This is a genomic window from Pseudomonadota bacterium (genome assembly GCA_030859565.1).
Taxonomy (GTDB): domain Bacteria; phylum Pseudomonadota; class Gammaproteobacteria; order JACCXJ01; family JACCXJ01; genus USCg-Taylor.
Genome location: JALZJW010000042.1, coordinates 1 through 17,294, shown reverse-complemented (window position 1 = coordinate 17,294; position 17,294 = coordinate 1). Strand labels below are relative to the sequence as shown.

Annotated in this window: 11 protein-coding genes and 2 pseudogenes; 1 reads left to right on the top strand and 12 read right to left on the bottom strand. The window is 57.1% G+C overall.

The window, feature by feature from the left end; genetic code table 11:
- Window positions 1-48 precede the first annotated feature (48 nt).
- On the bottom strand, window positions 49-1,137 hold the full coding sequence (locus M3436_08265; protein ID MDQ3564119.1) for an integrase core domain-containing protein: 1,089 nt from the start codon (window positions 1,135-1,137) through the stop codon (window positions 49-51).
- 632 nt (window positions 1,138-1,769) lie between these two features.
- Between M3436_08265 and ltrA the strand changes: the two genes are divergently transcribed.
- On the top strand, window positions 1,770-3,071 hold the full coding sequence (ltrA, locus tag M3436_08260; protein ID MDQ3564118.1) for a group II intron reverse transcriptase/maturase: 1,302 nt from the start codon (window positions 1,770-1,772) through the stop codon (window positions 3,069-3,071).
- 342 nt (window positions 3,072-3,413) lie between these two features.
- Here the strand turns inward: ltrA and M3436_08255 are convergent, their stop codons facing one another.
- From M3436_08255 to M3436_08205, 11 genes and pseudogenes are all read right to left on the bottom strand, one after another.
- Window positions 3,414-3,767, bottom strand: coding sequence for a hypothetical protein (locus M3436_08255; GenBank protein MDQ3564117.1), 354 nt, complete (start codon window positions 3,765-3,767; stop codon window positions 3,414-3,416).
- Window positions 3,768-4,164: 397 nt separating this feature from the next.
- On the bottom strand, window positions 4,165-5,628 hold the full coding sequence (locus M3436_08250; GenBank protein MDQ3564116.1) for a TolC family protein: 1,464 nt from the start codon (window positions 5,626-5,628) through the stop codon (window positions 4,165-4,167).
- Window positions 5,629-5,736: 108 nt separating this feature from the next.
- A pseudogene (locus M3436_08245) lies at window positions 5,737-8,793 on the bottom strand (efflux RND transporter permease subunit).
- Complete coding sequence (locus M3436_08240; protein MDQ3564115.1) at window positions 8,790-9,950, bottom strand: efflux RND transporter periplasmic adaptor subunit; 1,161 nt, start codon at window positions 9,948-9,950, stop codon at window positions 8,790-8,792. The pseudogene M3436_08245 and the gene M3436_08240 overlap by 4 nt, the downstream one beginning before the upstream one ends.
- Window positions 9,951-10,090: 140 nt before the next feature.
- Entirely contained in the window at window positions 10,091-10,540 is a 450-nt protein-coding gene (locus tag M3436_08235) for a MarR family winged helix-turn-helix transcriptional regulator (GenBank protein ID MDQ3564114.1), read from the bottom strand.
- A 285-nt stretch (window positions 10,541-10,825) separates the two neighbouring features.
- Window positions 10,826-12,087, bottom strand: a pseudogene (locus M3436_08230) (serpin family protein).
- A gap of 551 nt (window positions 12,088-12,638) precedes the next feature.
- Entirely contained in the window at window positions 12,639-12,842 is a 204-nt protein-coding gene (locus M3436_08225) for a cold-shock protein (protein MDQ3564113.1), read from the bottom strand.
- Between the two features lie 212 nt (window positions 12,843-13,054).
- Window positions 13,055-13,321 carry a hypothetical protein gene (locus M3436_08220; protein ID MDQ3564112.1) on the bottom strand — a complete coding sequence of 89 codons (267 nt, stop codon included), beginning with the start codon at window positions 13,319-13,321 and terminating at the stop codon, window positions 13,055-13,057.
- A gap of 472 nt (window positions 13,322-13,793) precedes the next feature.
- On the bottom strand, window positions 13,794-14,024 hold the full coding sequence (locus M3436_08215) for a hypothetical protein (GenBank protein ID MDQ3564111.1): 231 nt from the start codon (window positions 14,022-14,024) through the stop codon (window positions 13,794-13,796).
- Window positions 14,025-14,123: 99 nt separating this feature from the next.
- Window positions 14,124-15,323 (bottom strand): formaldehyde dehydrogenase, glutathione-independent, encoded by a 1,200-nt coding sequence (gene fdhA, locus M3436_08210; protein ID MDQ3564110.1) that lies wholly within the window; start codon window positions 15,321-15,323, stop codon window positions 14,124-14,126.
- An 811-nt stretch (window positions 15,324-16,134) separates the two neighbouring features.
- A complete protein-coding gene (locus M3436_08205; GenBank protein ID MDQ3564109.1) occupies window positions 16,135-16,908 on the bottom strand; it encodes a M20/M25/M40 family metallo-hydrolase in 774 nt (257 codons plus the stop codon).
- Window positions 16,909-17,294: the final 386 nt, after the last annotated feature.

Sequence of the window (17,294 nt, the reverse complement as noted above, 5' to 3'; positions counted from 1 at the left end):
CTGGAATATTATTATCGATCAGTTGTAATGCGCAAAATTCTTTCGCAATCATGTAGTGATTGCTGCAAATTGATAGTCGTGGTGTAGGCCGCCCAGCACCGAGCATGCAGAAATGACTCGGTTCTCAGAGAGCCGATGACGGTGAGATGTCCGAGATACTGGCAATGTCTCCGGCGGACTTCGGATCCCGGGACCCAGCGACATGTGGGGTCGTGCGGTGTTGTAATAACTGACCCACTCTCTCACAACGCGAAGTAAGTGTCGCTCGGTGAGCGGAATTAGAAAATCGAGACATTCGCGGCGTAGAGTTCCGATCACGCGTTCGCAAATGCAATTCGCCAACGGGCTGCGGTAAGGACTTTTTAGAACGCGTAGTCCCAGTTTCCTGACGGACGCATCAAGACCCGCGGATAAGATACTGTCTCGATCATGGAGTAGGCGTTTGTAATTGTGGTCGGCGGGGATCGCTTCGCGTAGCTGTTGTAATGGCCATGTCGCTGTGGGGTGCTCGGTCACGTTGATGTGTATCAGTGTCCGTCTACCGAGTTCGATAACGACAAAAACATAAAGGCACTTGAAGGTCGCGGTGACGACTGTCAAGAAGTCACATGCCACGATCGCGTTGGCGTGGTTTTGTACAAACGTCAACCAGCGTTGGTCAGCTCGCAGGCGACCCGGCGGACGCTTAGGCATGTACTTGCGTACGGTACGCGGCGAGATCTGGATCCCAAGCTTCAGCAAGAGCTCGTTCGCGATGCGCTCCTCGCCCCAACCGACGTTGTCTCGGGCCATTTGGCGGATCAGCGCGCGAAGCTCTGCAGGGATCCGGGGTCGCCCACGACGACATTTCCACCGCCAGAACAGCCGAAACCCAGCACGGTGCCAACCAATAAGCGTTTTCGGTGTGACAACCACCAGCGCCTCCTTCCAATCAAACCAGCCCGACAGCAAGCCCATAAGATAGCGTGAGGCGTTGTTAAAACGCCGTGGAGAGATCTTGCGCTCTTGGTAGTACGCCAGCTGTTTGCGAAGAAATAGATTCTCCGCTGTCAGCGCCGCGTGACTTTTCGTGCACAGGGCCAGACCATGTAGCGCGTCCTTGACGAGCTCGCAGACGAGGGCAGCAAGTTCAATCAAACAATGAAGGAGACAACTGAAAAGGCCCATGCCTTAAGACTATACCGACACCGCACTGCATGGCCAGTGCACCATATCAAACCACGGAATTGACTGGTAGGAAAATAAATGCGGAGCAGTGTGCCCAGCGAAGGCTGGCATGTTCAGTGGGAGGCAGTCCCACCGAGGTAAAAGTCAGTGCCTCGTAGCTTGAGTCACATTCGTGGAGGCAACGAAACGAATGAAGCTGACTGACGAAGCCCTCCTTGGGAGGGTGAGCGAGTCACCGGGCCGTAACGTGAGTGAACCCACAAGTGGCCTCGATAATTTTAACTCTGGAGGTCGAGCCCTCTGCTCCGGGGCGAAGACTTTAGGGGGTGTCGCAGCCTGACTGATGCGGCACATTCCTCCAGCGGGGTGGTAGGGACAGCACGGTGACAAGGGCATGCTAAGCAACTGGGGAAGCCGTCCTCATCCCGACCGAGAAATCGGCGGAAGCGAGGTACATCCTATAACCGGCGTAACCGGGAAGTGGATGGACGATGAGACGGTGGCGGAGAGGTTCGCAGTAGCGGTGATGCAGGGTAATGCCTGTTGAGCGAAGGGACCTCACTTTGTACAACGCTTTCGACGAGATGGGAGGCAGGGGTGAGATGACAATTGCACCTATTGGGCTGCAAGACCTGAGACGAAAGCTATACGTCAAGGCGAAGGCGGAACCGTCTTGGCGCTGTTGGGGGCTGTACGTGCATATGTGCAAGCGGGAAACGCTGCGAGGTGCCTATCGTCTAGCGATGTCGAACAACGGTGCTCCGGGGATTGACGGAGTGACCTTTGAGGCGATTGAGGCGGCAGGTGTCGAGCGTTTTCTGGAAGGACTCCGTGAGGAGCTTGTGCAAGGAACGTACTGTCCACTGCGGCCGCGGAAGGTAGAAATTCCCAAAGGGCGGGGTATTCGCACGCTCTCGATTCCTGCCATTCGTGACCGGGTGGTCCAGGGGGCATTGAAGCTCATCCTGGAGCCAATCTTCGAGGCGGACTTTCAACCCGGGTCGTATGGCTATCGGCCCAAGCGCTCGGCCCATGAAGCGATTCAACGTGTCAGCGATGCAGTACTACAAGGCAAGACCTATGTGATTGACTTTGATTTGCGGGCCTACTTCGACAATGTACAACATTCTATTGTCCTGCGGCAGGTGGCGAGGCGAGTCGATGACGAGCAGGTCATGCATCTGTTGAAGCTGATACTGAAGGCCTCGGGCCGATGCGGGGTTCCGCAAGGGGGTGTGATTTCACCGTTGATAAGCAATCTCTATCTCAACGAGATAGACAGGATGCTGGAGCGCGCCAAGGACGCCACACGCTACCATCGCCGGACAGCCATCGAGTATTGTCGTTTTGCTGACGATCTGGTGGTACTGGTCAGTGGTGATGAGCGAGAGGCATGGTTACGCCGAGCGGTGGAGAAACGCCTGCGGGAGGAGTTTGCCAAGCTGCACGTGGAAGTGAATGAAGAGAAGAGCCGGCGAGTGGACCTCGTAAAAGGTGAACGCTTTGGATTTCTTGGGTTTGAATTCCGACGTCTACGAAGTCGGGCGGGGCGGTGGATGCCATTGCGGCTACCGCAGGGGAAGAGACGCACCGCGTTGTTGCGCAAGCTCAAGGGTATCTTTCGGAGCTTTCGCTCCCAGCCTCTGGGGTTACTCATCCAAACGATTAATCCCATCTTGCGCGGTTGGGTAAACTACTTTGCGTTTGGCCATTCGAGTCGGTGCTTTGCATTTGTTCGCGACTGGGTGGAGCAGAAGATCCGGCGGCACCTGGGCCGTGCCCGACAGCGTCGTGGCTTCGGCTGGAAGCGGTGGCGTCGGCAGTGGTTGTACGATGAACACGGCTTGTTTCATGGCTACCGTGTCCGGCGTGCCCCATTACCGATAGCCGTTCCAGTAGGATAGGTCTCATAACCCTTGTCATGAAGTACATAGGTAAGCCCAGTGCCGGAAATCGGCACGCTGGGTTTGACGTGGCGGGAGCTGGAGACGTGACCATGGGAGTCGGACTGCGGCCCGGTGGCGAAAGCCCTGGATATTCCACCGTCCCCTACCGTCAACGCGCCAGCTCTCGACCCGACCCAGTGGGCGGGAGTGCGTGTTTGACAAGTCTGTGCTTGACCCGACACGGACAATCGGTTTGATCGTGATGCCTTCTCACCGTGGCGAGGCGTAAACACCTATGGCAGTGTATAGGTCAAGTTCGGCCAATGTGCACTTCCGTAGATCTCTCCCTCTTTCTGTTCTTCAATAGATACCGGCGACGAACGGTGTCGTCCCTGTAATGCCCTTGAATCCACCCCTTCCCCAGACCCACGTAAACTCGCCTTTGCATTCGCCTGTCTTTCCGACACATTGGATTTCTCCGTACGCGAGGTCCTTGCCTTTATGGGCCCTCACGATGCAGAGGATAGTCTTCCGTTCCTCTACGTTCTTATTGATATAGAGAATCGCCTGACAATCCATTTTGGCCGGATGAATCTGCGCAGGTGCCGAGCCTACGGGAAGATGCTTCACGAAGATGGTCCCGGTAAGAGTGCCGCTAAAGACTCTGTCCCCATCCCCCAGATCATCGATCACGCCCTTTCCTTTCCAGCTCACAGTCGCATGGCCCGCTTCGATGGTTTTGCCTCGGCCCCGCAGAAGAGTCCCATACTCATGACGAGGAGGATGACTGTCGGGATGATCGATTGTCTGAATCGCACGACTACTCCTTTCATGGAACTTTCCTTACATACAACCATATGTGACATTGGAATCCCTCCCTTTATACGCACGTTGATGCTGGTTATCAGAACTGCATCGCCTTATCCTTCCCCGCCCTTTTCACGGATCATTCACTACTGTATGTACGGCTAGCAATGGAGGAGCTTGATACCACCTTTCTCGCAGGCATTTAGAAATCGAACGGTCTCGACGTCCACGTGCGCCACTCCGTTGGCTTTGGCATCTGGATACAGCTTTGAAGGGAAACTTTTCTCCGTGATACACGATATGTTTAGTGTTCAGCCGGAACGGCGGGCCCTGAGTTTTGTCCGATATTGATCTCATCGTTGCCTCGGCCCACTGAGCGTTCTACGGCCCAACCGCCACCAAAAGCTCTGCAAAGCGAGACCAAGGAGACACGAACGGCGGTTTCAGCTTTGACACGCTCGTCGTTGATCGAAAGTTTGGTGCGTTGAGCATCCAGCACGGATAAATAATCACTCGCTCCTCGCAGGTATAAGGCTTCGGAGAATCGATAGGTTTTATCTGCTGCTTGTTCGGCCTGTAGCAGTTCCTCGCGGTGCTCCTTCGAGGAGGTATGCGCGACAAAGGCATTTTCCACGTCTTCCAAGGCGAGGAGGAAGGTTTTTTCGTACTTCGCCGCGACTTGATCCAGCCGCGCGTCCGCGCCAGCGATGTGAGCTCGAATGCGTCCTGCATTGAAGATCGGCGCCGTGAGCCCAGAACCGAGGGCATATACCCCCTCCGCCAGACTCGAAAATCCTCCGACGGCCAGTGCGCCGAACCCACCGCTTGCTGACAGCACCAACTTCGGAAACTGATCGGCACGCGCTGTACCAAGGCTGGCCGCTGCTACACTCACTTCGGTTTGTGCAAGGCGCAGATCGGGCCGTTGTGACAGTAAGCTCGAAGGTAAGAGTTTTGGGATAGCTGGCAGAGCTGAAGGAAGAACTGCAGCAACTAATCGGCTTTCAAGTTTCGCCGGAGACTCGCCAAGCAACACACTGAGGCGATGGATAAGCGTTGCCTCTGCTGCGTTCAGTACCGGGAGGGCACTCTCGGTGCTATGCACCAAGGTTTCCTGGCGGGACACATCGGTGTCGTTTGTTAAACCTGCACGATAAAAGGCCTGCAGAGCTCTGAGCCTTTCGCGCTGGATCCCGATATTTTTCCGCAGAATGGCAATCCGTTCCTGTGCGCCGCGCAGCTCCAGGTAGTTCGTTGCCACCTGAGCCAGCAATCCAACCTGTACCCCATGTCGAGCCTCTTCGGTTCCCGCAGCCTGAGCAGCCATCCCCTCGGCTTCAAGATGCCTGGCACCGAAAACGTCAATTTCCCACCGTGCAGCAAGCCCACTGGTGATAACATTGACGGTGGGTGTGACCAGCTCTATCCCCTGGTTACCCGGTACCGCGATGATTCGGTCAATGCGCTTTTCTCGGCCGCCTGATAAAAAGAAATCAACGCTGGGGTAAAGTGCTGATTCCGCAACCGTGACTAGAGCGTTGGCCTCGCGCACGCGAGCCGTTGCGATTCTGAGATCGTGGTTCGCGGCCAATGCCTGGCTGATCAACTCGTTCAGAAGGGGATCATGAAATCCTTGCCACCATTCCTTGAGGTCGGCCTGATTGGAATTGTCTTGAACAACTGGGGCATGATGCCAATCCGTCGGAGTCGATAATAGTACCCGATCACTCACACGCGTCGGTGTACAGCCTGCTAAAATCACTATCATAAAGGCGATGCTTGGTATTAGATAGCGGGCCATCACGGGAACCTCTCTATCAGAAATTACCGAATCCATGGGAAGGAGAACTTCCTTCGAACTTTCCGGCGACGCATCAGCTTGAGAGCATTCCCGCTTTACCCGAAACCAGGCTGCATACAACGCCGGCAGGAAGAACACTGTCAGTACGGTAGCAATAGTGAGTCCGCCCATGATGGCGATAGCCTGCGATCCGAAGAAATCGTTACGCGACAACGGAATCATTGCCACGATAGCCGCCGCCGCAGTCAACAGGATGGGCCGGAAACGCCGGACGGTCGATTCTACGATGGCGGTCCAGGTATCCCGGCCGGCCTTTTCGTCCTGCTCGATCTGATCCACCAGGATCACCGAGTTGCGCATGATCATGCCGGCCAGGGCGATGATGCCGAGCAGGGCCACGAAACCGAAGGGAGCACCGAACAGCAACAGGGCGAACGCGGCCCCGATTACCCCTAGAGGCGCCGTCATAAAAACAAGGAAGGTTCTGGACAGATTCTGCAATTGAATCATCAGCAGGATGAGCGTGACGATCACGACGAGCGGAATCCAAATCAGGATCGACTTCTGAGCGATCCAGGCGTCTTCCTTGGCCGCGCCGGTTTCGATGAAATGGCCGGCGGGGAGGCTGTCTTTGATGGGCTCGAGCTTCGGAACGATCTGCGCGGCTACATCGGGCGCCAACATGCCGTCTACCACGTCGGCCCGTACCGAAATTGCCGGGAAGCGGTTGCGGCGCCAACGGACGCCGTCCTCGAAGACGGTTTCGAACTTGACGAACTGCGCCAGCGGTGCCGATCTGCCGTTGGCCGTCCGAACAGTGACATCGGGCAATTCGTCGGCGGCAGCACGTAAGTCCTTTTGCGCTCTCCAGACGATGTCGATGAGTTTGTCGTCCTCGCGGAACTGTCCAACGGGGATGCCCGTATAGTGAGCTTGCAAGGCTTGCGACAAACTTGAAGTAGAGACGCCGAGTGCACGCGCCTTGTCCTGATCGAGTACGAGACGTAACGAAGGAATGCGATCGTGCCAGTCGTCGTTCACATCGACCGTGTTGGGGTTGGTGCGCACGACCTCGGCCACCCGGTCGGCGATGTTGCGAACGATCTTGGGATCTTCACCGAACACCCTGAACACGAGCGGATAATCCATCGGCGGTCCGACGTTGAGGCGCATGGTGCGTCCGCGCACTCCCGGGAAATCCGTGGAGAAGGTCAGTCGAAGACGTTGCATGACCCGTTCGCGGGCCACATTGTCACGGGTCATCACCACGAATTCGGCGAGGTTGGTATTGGCCAGTTGTTGTACGATAAGCAGGAAAAACCTCGGGCTGCCGCCGCCGATATAGGTCGCGTAATTCACCACGTCCTCGTCCGTGGCAAGCAGCGCCTCCATGCGCTTGGCGACCGCTTCGGTTTGCGCGAAGGAACTACCCTCCGGCAACCAGAGGTCGATGATGACTTCCGGCCGATTGGACAATGGGAAAAACTGTTCGGGAACTTGGGTCAGGGTCACGACGCCGACGCCGAACAGCGCCACCGTGCCGATGATCACTGTCTTGCGATGTTCCACGCATCGATCCACCCAGCGGCGCAGACGATTATAGAACGGCGTGTCAAAAAGGTCGTGGCCGGGCGTGTGCCCCTTGCCCTTGGTCTTGAGCATCAGAAAGCCCAGATAGGGTGTGAAGACCACCGCACCGATCCACGACAGGAGCAGCGAGATGGCCATCACCTGAAAAATCGCCACCGTATATTCGCCCGCCTGCGATTTGGCCAAGCCCACCGGCAGGAAGCCGGCAATGGTAATCAGCGTACCGGTCAACATCGGGAAGGCCGTGGCGCGGTAGGTAAAAGTCGCGGCGCGCATCCGATCCCATCCCTCTTCGAGTTTGCGCGCCATCATCTCGATAGCAATCATGGCGTCGTCCACCAGAAGACCCAACGCGAGAATCAAGGCGCCCAGCGAAATGCGATGAATTTCCATGCCCAAGAGCCACATGCACAGCAGCGTTCCGGCCAGAACCAGGGGCACCGTCAGCCCGACGACGGAGCCGGTGCGAAATCCGAGGCTCAGGAAGCTGATGAGCAGCACCGCCGCCAGCGCCTCGAAGAAGGTGCGCAGGAATTCGCCGATGGCCGTTTTGACCACGCGCGATTGATTGGCGACCCGCTCGACCTCGATGCCCACCGGGAGTTCCCCCTCGATCCGAGTCATGGCGGTTTCAAGCGCTTTGCCCAGTTCCAGCACATCGCCTTTCCTGTTCATGGTGACACCGAGCCCGATGGCTTCCTGACCGTTGAAGCGCATCTCGAATTCCGGCGGATCGGTATAGCCCCGCGTCACCTTGGCGAAATCGCTGACTCTGATGGTCCGGCCATCGAGACGCACGGCCAGGTTCGCCACGCTATCCACCGAGTCGAATGGGCCGGTGAGTCGTATGGGGAGATTGCGCTGCGAGGAAAACACCGTCCCGGCTGGCACCATGCCGTTCTGCGCCTGGAGTACCTGGGCGACCGCCGCGGTGTCCAGACCCAGTTCGGCCAGCTTCTTGTCGGAAAACTCGACGTAAATCTTTTCGTCCTGGACGCCGATGAGATCGACTTTCTCGACATCCTTGACGCGCAAGATCTGCTGCCGGGCCGAATCTGCCGCAGCTTTCAGCTCGGCGTAGCTGAAGCCTTCCCCGGAAAAGGCATACAGGAGGCTGTAGGTATCGCCGAACTCGTCATTGAAGAAGGGGCCGACGATGCCGGGCGGCAAGCTCATGCGGATGTCACCGACCTTCTTGCGCACTTGATACCAGAGATCGGGAATTTCTTTAGGTGGCGTATCTTCACGGGGTGAAACGAAAATGACCGATTCGCCGGATTTCGAGTAGCTGCGCAGGGTGTCCAGGTTTGGCAACTCCTGGATTTTCTTTTCCAGACGGTCGGTCACCTGTTGCTCTGTTTCCAGCGCGGTCGCCCCAGGGTAGAGGGTTTTGACGACCATCACCCGGAAGGTGAATTCCGGGTCTTCCCGCTGTCCCAGCTGGAAATAGGCGACAATTCCGCCGAGCAGCACCAGCACCATGAGAAAACCGGTGATGGAGCGATGTTCGAGTACCCACTCGCTCAGATTGAAATTCTTCATGGCTGATACTCCTTGCTTTCGGCGACGTAGCCCTGCATGGCCGCCGCGACCTTTTCCGGCAAGCGCACTGCCTGTCCCTCAGCCAGGCGCTGTACCCCGGCGCTAACGACTAATTGTCCAGACACGACTCCCGCAACGACAATGCGCTCTCCGTCCAGTGGCTCGCCCAGCCGAACCGGTACGGATTTGACCGTGCTGCCTCCTTCTTCCACCAGCCACACACGCGGACGTCCAGGCTCGTTCTGCGGGGTGAATACGGCCGAGAAAGGGACGGTGATGCGAGGTGATGTAGTCACGGGAATCCACACCGTCGCCGTCATGCCGAGCCGTGCTTCATCCTGCCTCTCAAGGAGTGTCGCCTTGACGCGATAGGTGCGGCTGGTTGGGTCGGCCGCTGCCGCGATTTCGCGGATACGCGCCGTATACCGCCGGTCGCCGTCAGCCCACAGGGTCACGCTGACTTTCTGATGGAGATCGATTCCGGCCACGCGCTGCTCGGGGACATCAATATGGATTTCCTTCTCATCAAGACGGGCCAGCTTGATGACGGGCTGACCGGCAGTCACCACCTGCCCCGTCTCGACTTCCAGTCCCGTGACCACACCATCCCGATCCGCCAACAGATCGGTATACTGTAATTGGTTGGTCGCTTGGCTCAGTTGAGCTTCCAACGTCACCACCCGTTCCCTCGCGGTGGTGTACGCAGTGTCGTGTCGGTCGAACTCGGCTGGACTAATGACCCGCTGATTGAGGAGTTCGCGGTAACGCATCAGATCATCCCGGGCAAAATCCCGTTCAGCCTGGGCTGAGTTGAGCTGGGCTTTAAGCGCTTCCGTTCCAAGCCGGTAATCGGTGGAATCAAGACGCGCGACGCGCTGACCTTTGCGCACTCGATCACCCACCTCCACGTGACGGTCAATCATTTTGCCCGATACCCGGAAGGCTAAAATCGTCTCGTATCGTGCCCGCACTTCCCCGGCGAAACTCATCACGCCGGCTGCGGCCTCATCCCCGATTCGGACGACCTTCACAGGCCGTGAGACCTGCTGGGATGGTTTGTCTTGAGGGGTGCACCCAAGAAACATCGTGAGTGGTAGCAGCAGGCAAGCTAGGAATTTGCCCCGCACTGCCGTGATCAACATTTTTGGTTTTGCCATTTTGTCTCCTCTCTCGGTTTCTTGCTCGGTTAGTGATGGGTTCAACTAAAAATCTTGTCCCTGTTTGAGGTTAAGGTGGAGAGCCTGCTGCCAGAGTGCCATGTATCTGTATATGCAAGTATGTAATCAAAAAAATACACCTACCCTGCTGGAAGCCCGATCATGTTTCCTACGAGCTTTCGCAAGAGTCTCGCTCCATTATCCCCAATAAGGTTTTGTGTGCGATCCTGTGCCTTACGCCAAGAAGGAACGATTTGATGCAGAAGATCACGACCTTTGGCCGTAACCTGCAACGGCGAGCCTCGCCCGTCTTCTCCATCTATAATCTCTTCTACCCAACCATTAGTCAGCATAATCTTTAGATTACGTGTCAGCGTTGATGGGTCGAGGTGAAGGCGCTTGCCAATGTCGATACGCCGAACGGGGCCGATCCTCGCCACAGCCACCAGGAGATTGAGTTGTGTTGCTCTCAGACCGAATGCGCGCAATTCATCATCGTAGATGCCCGTGAGAACACGATTGAGTATGCGTGCACGACTAAACAGACACTCACACCTTATCTGATCAATAATACCGTTATCGTACTTCATTTTGTTCGATTCCATTTTCACCGGTGCGTAGTGTTGCATATACAAATAGATCTTGTCAAGCCAAAATTTGGTCCAGATCCCCGCACCACTCGGTCACCATGAACCCGCTGCAACGGGACACCGCTCCATGCTGTTGATTCGTTCCCAAATTGGAGTTACCGCCTCTCTGGAATTTTCTCTTGGAACGGCAACTGCTGTCGCCAAGTACCGGGCGTGCGGAAACAACTCGGTTTTCAGGTAACTGATGGGCGGTACGATGTGCGAGAAACGTGTCTGTCGAGATTGCTAATTATAAGGCGAACTCCGACCTAGTTTCAGTCTTGTCAAAGCCGGATCCACAACACGACCCAGGAATAGGATGCTGCCGGTGCGGTTGTCGCGGATTAGGTACATGAAGGGGCGGTCGGCGCGGAACGTGGCCCGCGGTGGTGCCGAAACGATTTCCATCAGCTCCGCCGTGGACGCCGCCGCCTCAGTGCCAGCCTCATTGACATCCACAAACGCTTTATGCACTACGTGGCTGACGAAGAGCCGTTCGCGCTTCGTCATGTCGCTGAAGTCGGCTTTATCGCGATCAAAGGAGAGCGGCATGCCCATATTCGACAGCACGTCCTTGAGCATGAACTCAGAGGTCAGCTTGAACTTCGGCAACGTCACGTCTACATTGTGGTCGGACAGCCTGGCTAGCCACTGCGACAGGTTGGCCGCCGTCAGTCTCTTCTCGAAGGCTGGCAGAGCGTCGGCCTTGTTGGGCAGTAGCACAATCATCGATAGGTCGCGGTCCTCATAGAGCAGCTCCAGTGCCTCGAAGCCCTCCCCTTGAAGTAGTTAGTGCGGTTGGGGCTGCGCATCAGCTTCGCCTTGACCTTCTTGCCGTCGGCCACGCTGAAGTCCCCGTCTGTGGTTTTCTTGGGCAAAAAGGGGCGCCTCCAGGCGCCCTTGAAATAGATGGCATTGGTCAGGACCAGGCGTGTGTCTTCGGTGAGGATGTCGGGCTTGATTATCTCTTTGATCTTGTCCTTGGTTTGCTCCTCGACCCAAGCGTTGATGGTCTGGCGCGCCTCTTCGCGGCCGTTTATGAAATCAACCTCCTTCAAGCCGGCGCCGTAGTAGTTCTCGGTGGTCTTCAAAAAGGCAGGCAAAAAGCTGTAGTCCTTCTGGCCCCAGAGGTGGTTGGCGCTATGGAGCTGATATTTGAGCTGAACCGTGCGCCCCTGGCCGGCACCTTGGATTTCCTTCCTAAGATTGCCCCACGCAGGGTGCAGCCGATCCTGCTCGAGCGTAAAGTGCAGGGTCGTTGCTATCTGCATTGCCGTCTCACCGCGGGCGCCGGCGTAGGTCATGGCGAGCGCGTTGGAGATACTGTAGGGCGAGAAGAAAAGGTTGCCGTCCTGCTGGGCTAGGTGACTATACAAGTCGAGGGCAAAAATGTTGCTGTCCTTGACGACCGTGGCGGCGTCGGAATCAGGTTCGGTCGGCGGCTGGGCATTAGTCAAGCCGTGGGCGAAAGCCAGGCAGGCGGCCAAGGCGATAGTTAGATGTTTCATGGTGATTTCTCAGTGTGTTTTGCGGTGGTTCTGCGAACCAGCGCGCCCGAGCGGAAGAGCCGCTTCAAAAAAGACGTGGGAACACGGCAAATAGAACATCTTACTAGACCAGTTGACGCGCACTGACAATTGGCGTTCCGAAAAATATTGTGGAGGGTTTTCGATGATTTTCACGCGTTAATTGCGATGGAGAACGGCTATAGAAGCCTATTAGCGTTGGTCCTCGACCCAGCTGCTTAAGCCACAAACGAATATTTGAACAGCAAGCGCTGCTTGGCATACGGGCGGCATCCAAAATTAGTGGTCACATTGGAGCTGAATACTCGGAAATTTTTGCGCATTACACTGACGAACGAATCCCATGCGATTAGGCTACCCCGATTTCTCAGCGACTCGCTAGCGGTTGGCCAAAAACCGGAGTAACGCCCGGTCGAAGATTAAATGCGCAGCACAAAATTACGCCTTCGCTTCGTCTCCCCTTACCTTCCTCCAAAAAAAGACCCCGCCGGGTGGCGGGGTCTCGTGAAACCTGCTTACGCAGTGCTTGATGTTTAAGCCGGCTGCACTGCCGCCGCCGACGGGCCCTTCGGGCCCTGCTCCACGTCGAAGGTTACGTTTTGGCCCTCCGCCAGGGACTTGAAGCCGTTACCCTGGATGGCAGAGTGATGCACGAATACATCCTTGCCGCCGTCCTGCCGGGTAATGAAGCCGTAGCCCTTACTGTCGTTGAACCACTTTACTGTTCCTGTAATCACGGAAATACCTCTGTTTGGTTGAATTGGAATGGTGCAATCCCGATCCTGAAGGCGACATGCGGGAGTAACGACCGAAAAAACTGGAGGGACTTCCGAACTGACTACAAGACGTGCACTGCAACGAATATAGTATAAGCGGCATGGACACAAAAAGCTATAATCGCTATTACTGGCGTTGGTGAGCGAAACAGACATGCTCGGTGGCGACCAAGCTAGCCGAGCATTTTCTTAATCGTCGTTTCGTACTCCGGAAAGTACCGACAGATGACGGGCAGTTCGAAGCTCCGCAGGATACTAGTATTGGGCTCGCGGGCTAGCAAGAACGCAAACGATTTCTCGACAAGCGTCTCGGCGCGCACCCGCCCACCTGTCAGCTTCTTATAGTAATCGGGCTCCACCGTCACCGTGTGGGTGGTCGTGGTCGTGCCCGTGACGGTTACGTTGAATGTTTTGTCATCTATCGGCTGGACCGAAACCATACCCAGTATTTTTCTCCAAATTCATCGATTGTCAGCGGCAAGCGTGCACATGAGCGCAGCAGGGTCGAGGCCAAAACGGGATGATACGTGCAAGTATTTCCAGCCGTTCAGGGTACACGGATCGTCTAGTACAACGCCAGTAGTCTTCAGCTAGCCACGAAGCGCATTGGCGGGAAATATTTGCGGACGACAAGTCACGCTGCGTCAACCGGCTTACCCACCATGCCATCCAATGCTGATGCTAAAACTCAGCGTTATTATCGGCCTTGCTATTATCACTCTCCACATTGAAATGCAGACAGTGCCCCAGTAGCTATACGGCTATGGAAAGTGGCGCTGTACGAAGCGATAGATAGTTGCGGGTCGGTGTAATCAGGGGCAACAACGTGACAGTGCCCCACTACCGGACAGCGCAAGAACCGCGCACGAGCATCGCATGCGACGCCGTGCGCCGCGTCAATCGAGGTGCAGCCTATCGCCACCGGGTGTGAGGGGATAACAAAATCCAGCGTCGCACGCCGGACTTGTAGCAGGTGTTGGGATAAAGGGCGTCATAGCTCGCCCATTCCTGGGGAGTCAAGTGCGGACAACTGCGCCCCATCACCTTGGCGATCGGCATGTCCGGGTTCTCGTTGGCCCAGTCGCGCCAAGCAAGGAAGCCTTCGCCGAACGGTACGTCGCCAGTGGCGAGCGCCGTGTTCATGACCAGCGCTCTCCGCAATCACCACGTCTTTCCAAATCGCTTTCATACAACTCCTATTGCACAAATCGCGGATTGCGAATCGAAATCCGCAATCCGCATTCAAGCGGCCTTCTTCAACATTCCGTGCGGATCAAGCACAAACTTCCGCGCCGCGCCCTTGTCGAAATCGGCGTAACCCTTCGGCGCGTCGTCCAGCGTGATGACCGTGACGTTGACGGCTTTGGCGACCTTGATCTTGTCGTACAAGATCGCGTTCATCAGTTGCCGGTTGTATTTCAACACCGGCGTCTGCCCGGTCATAAACGAATGGCTCTTGGCCCAGCCCAGGCCCAGCCGGATGCTCAAGCTGCCGCGCTTGGCATTGTCGTCCACCGCGCCCGGATCGTCGGTCACGTAGAGGCCGGGGATGCCCAGCGCGCCGCCCGCCCGCGTGATTTCCATAATCGAATTGAGCACCGTCGCCGGATGCTCGACGCGCGATTCCGCCCCGTGCCCGCGCGCCTCGAAACCGACCGCGTCCACCGCGCAATCCACCTGCGGCTCGCCGACGATCTGCGCGATCTGCTCGGCCAGCGGCGCGCTCTTCGACAAATCCACCACCTCGCAGCCGAACGATTTGGCCTGCTTCAAACGCGCCGGAATCATATCGCCCACGATCACGCAGGCCGCGCCTAGCAACTGCGCCGCAGCAGCAGCAGCCAAGCCCACCGGCCCCGCGCCCGCGATGTACACGATCGTGCCCGGCCCCACGCCCGCCGACACGCAACCGTGATAACCTGTCGGCAAAATGTCCGACAGACAGGTCAGGTCCTTGATCTTCGCCATCGCCTGATCTTTGTCGGGAAACTTCAACAGGTTGAAATCGGCGTACGGCACCAGCACGTATTCGGCCTGCCCGCCGACCCAGCCGCCCATGTCTACATAGCCGTATGCGCCGCCTGCGCGCGCCGGATTGACGGTCAGACAGACGCCGGTCTTCTGTTCCTTGCAACTGCGGCAGCGCCCGCAAGCCACGTTGAACGGCACCGAGCACAGATCGCCGACCTTCAGAAATTCGACGCCCTTGCCGGCCTCTATGACCTCGCCGGTGATCTCGTGCCCCAACACCAGGCCGCGCGGCGCGGTCGTGCGGCCGCGTACCATATGCTGATCGCTGCCGCAGATGTTGGTCGAGACGACCTTCAGGATCGCCGCGTGGTCAATCCTTTTGCCCTTGGGATTGGCCAGTTTGGGGTAGTTGATTTCCTGCACCTCGACCTGGCCCGGCCCTAAATAAACGACTCCACGATTCTCTGCCATTGCTGTGTCCTCCCGGATGGATGGGTTGTGATGATGGGACTGCTGGTCAGGGTTAGGGATTCTAAAAGCCCTTTTTCTTCGAAAGGGAAAGTACTGATGAACCTGTGGAATGTCAAACACGCGAATCCTCGGTCACAAGTGGAGGGATTTTTCGGCCGTTGCATCCTCGGCGCGCCAAGCAGGCCCTTCCCTGGGCCTGGCTTTCATCGGCCTGAGGTCCAAAATTTCGGGGCGTTTTAGCGTCTCGCGCGAGTGAGGGCCAAGGGAGATTGTCGGCTCAGGGAGCTGAACCGGATGGGCGGGGATATCGGTTGCGGATTACTATTCTTCTTATACATGCTGGAGAGAGGGAGGGATTCGAACCCCCGGTGGGTTGCCCCACTACGGTTTTTCAAGTGCGTAGCTGCAAAATTATTTGTTTTGTTATGTCAAGCACTTACACGCCTATACCTCGAAAAATAGCGTAACAATGATTAATCATATTTCGTCATTCTGGGTGTGACAAGGTTGTGACAAACAAGCGGGCTGGGGTGTTCTATTGTAATCATGCCTGCCTTGATTAGCTCCCTACCGGCTTGCGTTTGCCTTGGTCGAACGCGTTTCTGTCAATGTAACGCGCAAGATACTCGCAACAGCGCCCAGACCTGCGTGAGGTGTCACCGACCCGGCCTTTTGCGCGAGTCTCGCGAACGCCGAACACCGGTTGGGCGCTTTACGGTCTGAGAGAGGTATACCAATGGCGCCCTGACACCCGTGCCGCGGGGTCAGAGCACCGGCGGCTAAGCAAGGCTGGGGCAGCGTTGTCGTTCTCTCACCTCGTGGGGCACCCGGCGCGTCCTACGCCTGTCGACTGCCGCGCTAAGACGCCAAGCGCTGCCTGCAGCCCCGTCACCACCTGTGCCATGGCGTGGTAGTTGAGCTTCTCGGGCGTATCCGTTTGGCTATGGTAGTGGGAATAGCGATAGAAAGCGGTGTCGGTGACCATCACCGCCGGATAGCCTTCACGCCAGAAGGAGCGATGGTCGCTCCAGCCAACGCCTGGGACGAGCTCGAAGGTGGCGAGCGACTCCGCCGGGAAATCAGAGCAGACACGGAAGGCGGCCACCAGCTCTTTCAGTTGGCTGCGCGAGTCGAAGTTCGACACCAAGCCGATGAAGTTCGCCCGGTCTGGGTAAAAGAATCCGAACAGCGGCGGGTAGCGCTGACTGCCCGGCTCCTCGCTGTAATAGCCCAGCATCTCGAGGGAGATCATCAGCCGTATGTCGTCGCCCCGGGCGCGGGCCTCCTCGGCGTATACCTTGCTGCCCATCTCGCCCCAGTAGAAGAACGGCGGTTCCTCATTGACGAAGGCGACGAAGCGCAGCGTGCGCGCCGGCTTCGCCTGAGCCAGCGCGCCGCTGAGCTCTAATAGTGCCGCGACGCCGCTGGCGTTGTCGTTGGCTCCGGGGCTGCCTTTCACCGAATCGTAGTGTGCCCCGATGAGAATAATCTCGCTCGGCTTGTGCACGCCGGGCAGCGTAACTTCGAGGTTCTCGCTGCGCACACCGTGGGCTTCGTAGCTCTGGGACGCGACCTGATAGCCCAACGACGCCCATTGCGCGCGGAGGTAATCCGCCGCGGCCTGCAGCGCCTGGAGCGGAACACATTGCGCTCGCCGATCGCCCCTGCCAGCTTGCGCACGTGGGTCTGCAATCGAACCTCAAGCGCCGCCAGTTCCGTTGCCTGGTTGACGTCCGGCGCGCGGAAGCGAGGATCGCTCATTGGGCTGCCCGCGAGGTTCAGTAAGACGAGCGCGAATCCAACCATCGGAGGGACATTACGGCATTACACTTTGCACACCTGCCCGATCTGAACGTCACCTTAACCCGACTTAGCCGATTCGCCCCCGTTTTCGGGCTGAGGCGTCGCGTAAGTACTTGGATTTTAAGTGCAGGGGGCAGTAAATTGGCGCAAAACCGCTGTAGTGAAGAC